Source organism: Xylanibacter sp., assembly GCF_057607445.1.
In genome coordinates, this window is sequence record NZ_DBLZAX010000023.1 from 38,035 (window position 1) to 44,422 (window position 6,388).

The window sequence follows — 6,388 nt, forward strand, 5'->3', positions numbered from 1 at the left end:
TTTAATTTCGATTGATAATTATAGGTAAAGGACTGAGATAGATTTTCCCAGGTCCTGTTATTTTCATAAGACTTAATCCTTCTCCTCGCAAAACATTACCGACAGACCATCCTGCCTGTATCTGTGAAGAAGAAAATCCGTGTAAGGCAATGATGTGATTTTCATCCACTTCTATAGTTTCACCATTCCTTAACTGCTTTTCAATGGGATTTCCCAACGAATTGAGAAAGACGGTTGCATTACCTTCAATTTTTTGAAATAGTCCAATACCTCCAAGTAGACCTTGGAGATTCAGATTGAGGTTCAAGGATACCCGACCAGTTGAAGCAACATAATGTCCTCGACGACATATAAGATTTTCTCCTTGTAATTTAACAGGAAGTAAAGCACAAGAAGAACCTGACAACACAAGTTTCTTCTCCGTATTCGTTGGATTAGAAAAACGGATAATCAATATGGACTCGCCAGACAAAGCTGATTTAACCACTCCACCAATAATAGTTCCTAAACCGGTACCACCATTTGTAAATTCAACTTCGCGCTGCAATGATTCCTCTACATAAACTATACTGCCACGTTCTGCATAAAATTCCTCTCTTGGAGCCAATGAGACTTCAAGTGTCTTAAATTCATATCCAACAAATTTGCAATTCATATCATTGTTTCTATTAAATTACCAAGTTGACTTCTGCTGGTGGAGGCGGTAATTCAACCTGATCCGTCACACCCATTGTTCGCCCTCCTTGTTGTACATTGATAGTTACCCATTGGAAAAACTTCTTGAATGTATTACTATCCATTGTATCAAGCGTAAATACATTGTCGGTAAGCTTTTTCAAAGGTTCTGTCTTTGCTTTCGGGCCAGCTGCACAAGCTACGATATTAGTAAACTGATGGCGTTTCACTTTCTGTATAGCTTCATCATATGCCATTAAATCTGCAGGCTTCCCATCTGTCAGAACAAACATTATAGGCATCCAATCTCCTTTCTGCTCACGTGATCCCATATTGACTTCTTCATCATAACGTTGGCACATCAAATTCAATGCTGCTCCCAGAAATGTAGCACCTGAGTCTGGCACATGAATATCAGGTAGCTGGAGATTTTCCAATTCTGTCAAAGGAAGAATTTGCTCAACCTTACTGTCAAACGTAATAATACTAACACAAACTGTTTCCAATGCATAGGGATCCAATCTTAATGACGCAATCATGTCTGAAAGTCCGACCTTGACGCTCTCAATAGGTTCACCCCTCATGGAACCACTTGTATCTATAAGAATATATACTGGTAATCTTCTACTCATGATTTTAGTTTTTATACCCGAAAGGCATTTGACTTATCAATGTCTTTCGGGTCAATGTCCATTATACAACAATGTTTACTTCTGGAGGGGGAGGTGGAAGTTCACTCATTGTAGTAGCTTCTGCCGCCGTTTCCTCAACAGATTTACTACTTGTACTGATGCTGGCAGATACCCACTTAAAAAATGCTTTGATTGTGGCACTGTCCGCAGTATCCAGTTGAACCACATTTTCTGTGATTTGCTTTAAGGTATCTGTACTTGCTCCTTGTCCAGCTGCACAAGCCACAACCATACCACATTTGCGTTTCTTAAATTCAGCAAGTCCTTTCGACATATCATCGGTAGGCACACCGTCAGTCATAATAAAAACCAAAGGCCGCCAGTCACCTTTCACTTCTGCGGTTGTCTTGGTAATCTCACTATCAATTTTCTTGGCTAAAAGATCTAATGCGCCTCCTAAAGCAGTACAACCACTCGCATCAATATTAGGTTGCTGGAATGCAGCCAATTCTGTCAGCGGTGTTACTTGTTGAGCCGAAGAATTGAATGTTATGATACTGATATAAGCAGTTTCCAATGCGTAAGGATCGCTTCGAAGCGTAGAGATCAAAGTCTGAACGCCATTCTTTACAGCTTCAATAGGCTCTCCGTACATCGAACCCGATGTATCGAGCAACAGATAAACAGGTAATCTTCTCATTGTTCGTTATTTTGAATAGTTTTCTATGATTCGTTTGATTGTTTTACGAAGATCATTATTATCTCTATATGCATCACCTATTGCAGCAAACTTCCAATTATTGCTTCTTCGATAAAGTTTTCCCATTATAAGAGCATCGGTTTCTGTGAACTGAGCATTCTTTGCAACATCATACTGAGCAAAAACTGATGTTACTTTTTCTGGAGTTCCTTCATACATGCGAATAGCCACATAAGGAATTTTCTGAAAATCAATGTTTTTAGGTGAATAAATGTTTAGAAAGAAAAAGATTTGGTCAATTTGAGGATTTACTTTTGTTAAATCAACAGTTATTATTTCATTGTCTAATCCATCATCTCCACCTTTGTCTCCTTCTGTATCATCAGGAGTATGATACATAGCTTTATCAGTTGACCAATCTTTTCCTATAGGCAAGCCAGCAGAAGTGAAGAACTCTTTTTTGTATAATGGAGAATATAATGTATCAACAAGTTTCCCATTAGTATCAAGCATGATACAACTCAAGTCAATATCTACATCTATTTCTTCTTTTACAGGACGCATTTCTGTTTTTCGTCCAAATCCTAAGAAGCCCTCATTTACGACAATTTCTTTCATTTTAGAGACTTCTATTGCTCCCCAATTACATCCCACACAAAAATTTGTGAGTTTTGCACCAGATTCTTTTTCAAGATTGATACGTTGTCCTTTTTCAAGTTTTATTGCCATAATTTTTTTATTTTATTAATCTTTACTACCCGGTGAATAATTGAACCCCCATCCATACTGCATATCACAGTCACGATGACCATCATGAAATGTAACGAGTTTCTTCACGGTTATGGAATTATCACCTCCAAAGTTGAGTTCTGCTATTGCACAAAACTTTTTGTTACTGAATTGCTGTCCCATTTCTACGACAATATCTTCATAACCTGGAACTTTAACCTTGACTACAGCATTTGTTTCAGACCATTTTGCAACACCCTCATATATAAAAGTATAGACAATGATACGCTTGATGTTATTTACACCGGCAGAATTAATTAATATTGTTTCACCGGATGAAGAACCACCACCTCTGTCATCCCCTTGATGCCATATATAAGGCGCATTATCGTAGCAACCCTGACGGGTAACATGATGGCGGTCGCCACCACGACCATGTGAGAATTGCAAACCGTCTATTAAACTTTTTTGTCTATTACACAATTCATAAAAGCAGCCAAGGTCAAGATCTACAGCTTTACCCAATAGGCCTTTGAAAAAACCGCCTTTATTCCAATCAAGATTGACGACAATTTCACCAATCAGAGGTTTACCTGCGCGTTTTTCCAAATTGATACGATGTGTATCCCCACCTTTTTCAAGAATGATAGCCATGTCTACATAAATTTAGAAGCATATTTCTTACAAATAGGTTCAAGTCCATCCGTATGAGCATCCCCAACAGCTTGGAATTTCCATTCAGTTCCACGACGATACAATCGGCCGAACTCAACGCCTTTGTCTGTAGAAAAATCTTCATCTAGATCATAACGGCAAATTATTTCTCCAGTTAGTGCATTTTTAATCTGGATAAAAGCATCACGAACTTGACCAAAATTATATTTGCGACGTGGGTCATTGAGGTTATTAGGATTCCAATAGATACTTACAGTGGAGAGTATTTCTTTTACAGCTGAAGATGTTTTAGTCAAGTCAACATCAATTTCTTCGCTTCCTTCACCTGTATCGTCTTCATCATCACCAAGATCGTCAATAGAACCAAGCACACTTTTATCTACTGAGCATGGGCGATAGACAGGATTACCATTCCCGTCATATATTTGTTTTTCTTCATTATCCAAAGCAGGAACTTTGTTTGAAGAACCGTAAAATACAAAATTGTACTCATGTTCAATTTGTCCGCTATTACCTAACAAAAATGTAGAAGCGTCCAAATCATAAGGCGGATTGGCATTGGGATTGACTTTCCAGCCCATTTCTACTTTCAAGTGGGATAAGCTGTTGTCTATTTCTACCCGTTGTCCTTTTACAAGATTGATAGCCATGGGTTATTCGTATTTACTCGCATATTTATGAACGAGTGATTGCATTCCTCCTTTATTACCTGTCCCCATAGCCTCAAATTTCCATTCAGTACCACGACGGTATAAACGCCCAAATTCTACAGCTGTTTCAATTGAAAAATCCTCATCTAGGTCATAACGAGCGATTTCCATATTTGTTTTAGCATCATATATGCGAATATACGAGTTGCGTACTTGTCCAAAGTTTTGCCTACGTTCTTCTGCCTTATAAATAGTTGCAGTAAATATAATTTCTTGTATATTTGAGCTAACTTTGGTTAAATCAACATTTAATGTCTCGTCATCACCACCATCGCTGTTTCCTCCAGTTAAATCATCACCACTCGATTCTACAGAACCATCGGGTGATTTTTGATTACCATAGAACACAAAATATTCTTGTGCTGGAACTTGCCCATCACTACCAAGCATAAATGCCGAAGCATCCAAATCAAAATCATAGCCTGTTCCTTTATTGGGATCCCATCCGAGACCAACGCCCACCAGCGTAAGACCTTTGTCCATGCTGATTCTTTGTCCTTTTTCAAGATTAATCATAATACTGTTGTTTTAATTTTGAATTTCTTTTGATGCAAAATTATAAATGACTTCTCTTATATTCTTGGTTTCAGAAATGTTACAACTGTTATCACTCGAAATACAAGAACTATGGTTGCAACCTTTGAACCCTATTTAACCACTACCTATAATGCCGCTATCTTTATCCAATCTTCCGATTCAGTGAAGAGTTTGATATCGTTTTTCTCAGCCCCACAACAAAGGCATAATGAAGAAGATATATTCACGGCATAATTACCATATATATTCCGTTGTATCATATAGTCATCTACATGGTACAGCACATTATCTAATTTTGAGAGTTGCCGTTTCAATAAACTTATCATAGGAAGCCGAATTTCTGGAACTCCAATATTAGGGGCTTTATCTTCATCTCCTCCGAACATTCTATAAATTAATTGATACTTATGTATAATTGCTTTCATGCGTTTCTCATATCGCTCCATTTGTTTGGGAGATTGCGGCTGATTGAAATTAATTCCTCCACTGGCAGACTCCATTAGAAATAAAGCATATAGAGCTTTCTCACGTCTATGTACTTTCTCTAACATAACATCCGCTTCAGGAAAATATATTCGTTCTCGCATAGGATCTACCACAACACTACTTCTTACACTTTTCCTTAGCATTAGGATATCAAAAATCAGTTTATAATAACCTGTAAAAACGAATCTTCCTTTGTCCTCTTGTATATAATTCAAACGTAGGTTATGATAACTCTCGGCAAATAAATCCAAGATCATTCTTATCGTAAATAATGGATTATCCACTATCTCTACTAATAGAAAATTAGAGATATTTTTATCGTTAACAATCGATTCCCCTATTTTAATAAGAAATGACGGATTGATAACACGAAGTTCTTTAATAGATAATTTAGTTGCCAAATGATCACAGCAAAAAGATGCGGTAGATAAATTTTGCACCTGTTTTACAATAGTATATATACGTTCATTACTCACTTTTGGATAAAGGAACTTTGCAATCCGAAGTAAATCGGCTTCCAAAATACTATTATAGTGTTCTGAGAGTTTGGGTAGATATACCAATTCAAAGCCAGCCAATCTCACTTCCGTACATAATTCCCGATACAATAGCTTCATTTGATTATTCGTTACACTATTATATTCGCTTTCCAAATATAAAATCTGCGATTTCTCGAAATTTAATGTAGAGGATTCAACAGAAAGAACAGTAACTTCATTAGGTATTTTAACAGTGAGATTTAGGCGTAAGGCAAGTAGTAATAAGGCTTCTTCTTTTGTACAAAAATCGTCAGACATGGTAGTCTTCCAAAAGTCGTTCATTAAAGAATGTCTATCTTTTTCATCAAAATTGGCTATAACACTTAAAGATTGGGACAAAGTACATGATTCAGCAAATATTTCATCCTCTTCTATAATGCCATATTTCTCTTTAAGGGCATCAAAAAAATCTATTTCCCTTATATCTATTATGCCATCTGCTTTTATTAAATCAGAGACGATTCTTACAACACTTGCTCTTTCTATCTGCCTCATATCTTTTTTGTTTATTAACCCAAGATGTAAAAGAAATTTCGATAAGACTTAAATAATAGAGCTGCCGCTTTTACATGTCAGACTTTGATATTCAAGCATTTTCTTTTTTAATTTCTTATATTATTCCCATAATAATACTTTCCTATTATTGGGGAAAAGATGGAAAAAGTTGTTTTTAACCATCTTGAGTGTACTTCTCTTTTTAAGAGA

Annotated in this window: 8 protein-coding genes; all 8 read right to left on the reverse strand. The window is 36.6% G+C overall.

Going from position 1 to position 6,388, the window contains the following annotated elements; all coding sequences use genetic code 11:
* Position 1: 1 nt before the first annotated feature.
* The 8 genes from ACZMIG_RS13780 to ACZMIG_RS13815 all read right to left on the reverse strand — a co-directional run bounded on the left by ACZMIG_RS13780 (position 2) and on the right by ACZMIG_RS13815 (position 6,178).
* Positions 2-655, reverse strand: coding sequence for an AIM24 family protein (locus tag ACZMIG_RS13780; RefSeq protein WP_022163528.1), 654 nt, complete (start codon positions 653-655; stop codon positions 2-4).
* Positions 656-668: 13 nt separating this feature from the next.
* A complete protein-coding gene (locus tag ACZMIG_RS13785; protein WP_022163527.1) occupies positions 669-1,307 on the reverse strand; it encodes a vWA domain-containing protein in 639 nt (212 codons plus the stop codon).
* A 61-nt stretch (positions 1,308-1,368) separates the two neighbouring features.
* Positions 1,369-2,007 carry a vWA domain-containing protein gene (locus tag ACZMIG_RS13790; protein ID WP_022163526.1) on the reverse strand — a complete coding sequence of 213 codons (639 nt, stop codon included), beginning with the start codon at positions 2,005-2,007 and terminating at the stop codon, positions 1,369-1,371.
* Positions 2,008-2,013: 6 nt separating this feature from the next.
* Positions 2,014-2,736, reverse strand: coding sequence for a TerD family protein (locus ACZMIG_RS13795; RefSeq protein WP_022163525.1), 723 nt, complete (start codon positions 2,734-2,736; stop codon positions 2,014-2,016).
* Between the two features lie 15 nt (positions 2,737-2,751).
* Positions 2,752-3,390, reverse strand: a complete 639-nt coding sequence (locus tag ACZMIG_RS13800) for a stress protein (RefSeq protein WP_083610475.1) — start codon at positions 3,388-3,390, stop codon at positions 2,752-2,754.
* A gap of 2 nt (positions 3,391-3,392) precedes the next feature.
* A complete protein-coding gene (locus tag ACZMIG_RS13805; protein ID WP_487889706.1) occupies positions 3,393-4,061 on the reverse strand; it encodes a TerD family protein in 669 nt (222 codons plus the stop codon).
* A gap of 3 nt (positions 4,062-4,064) precedes the next feature.
* Positions 4,065-4,637: a TerD family protein gene (locus tag ACZMIG_RS13810; RefSeq protein ID WP_022163522.1), complete on the reverse strand. Its 573-nt coding sequence runs from the start codon at positions 4,635-4,637 to the stop codon at positions 4,065-4,067.
* A gap of 146 nt (positions 4,638-4,783) precedes the next feature.
* Positions 4,784-6,178 carry a hypothetical protein gene (locus tag ACZMIG_RS13815; protein WP_022163521.1) on the reverse strand — a complete coding sequence of 465 codons (1,395 nt, stop codon included), beginning with the start codon at positions 6,176-6,178 and terminating at the stop codon, positions 4,784-4,786.
* Between the last annotated feature and the right edge of the window lie 210 nt (positions 6,179-6,388).

What these genes read in the sequence shown, in the direction of transcription:
- ACZMIG_RS13785 (WP_022163527.1), bottom strand. Translation starts at nt 1,307, where the DNA reads ATGAGTAGAAGATTACCAGTATATATTCTTATAGATACAAGTGGTTCC.
- ACZMIG_RS13810 (WP_022163522.1), bottom strand. Translation starts at nt 4,637, where the DNA reads ATGATTAATCTTGAAAAAGGACAAAGAATCAGCATGGACAAAGGTCTT.
- ACZMIG_RS13805 (WP_487889706.1), bottom strand. Translation starts at nt 4,061, where the DNA reads ATGGCTATCAATCTTGTAAAAGGACAACGGGTAGAAATAGACAACAGC.
- ACZMIG_RS13795 (WP_022163525.1), bottom strand. Translation starts at nt 2,736, where the DNA reads ATGGCAATAAAACTTGAAAAAGGACAACGTATCAATCTTGAAAAAGAA.
- ACZMIG_RS13815 (WP_022163521.1), bottom strand. Translation starts at nt 6,178, where the DNA reads ATGAGGCAGATAGAAAGAGCAAGTGTTGTAAGAATCGTCTCTGATTTA.
- ACZMIG_RS13800 (WP_083610475.1), bottom strand. Translation starts at nt 3,390, where the DNA reads ATGGCTATCATTCTTGAAAAAGGTGGGGATACACATCGTATCAATTTG.
- ACZMIG_RS13780 (WP_022163528.1), bottom strand. Translation starts at nt 655, where the DNA reads ATGAATTGCAAATTTGTTGGATATGAATTTAAGACACTTGAAGTCTCA.
- ACZMIG_RS13790 (WP_022163526.1), bottom strand. Translation starts at nt 2,007, where the DNA reads ATGAGAAGATTACCTGTTTATCTGTTGCTCGATACATCGGGTTCGATG.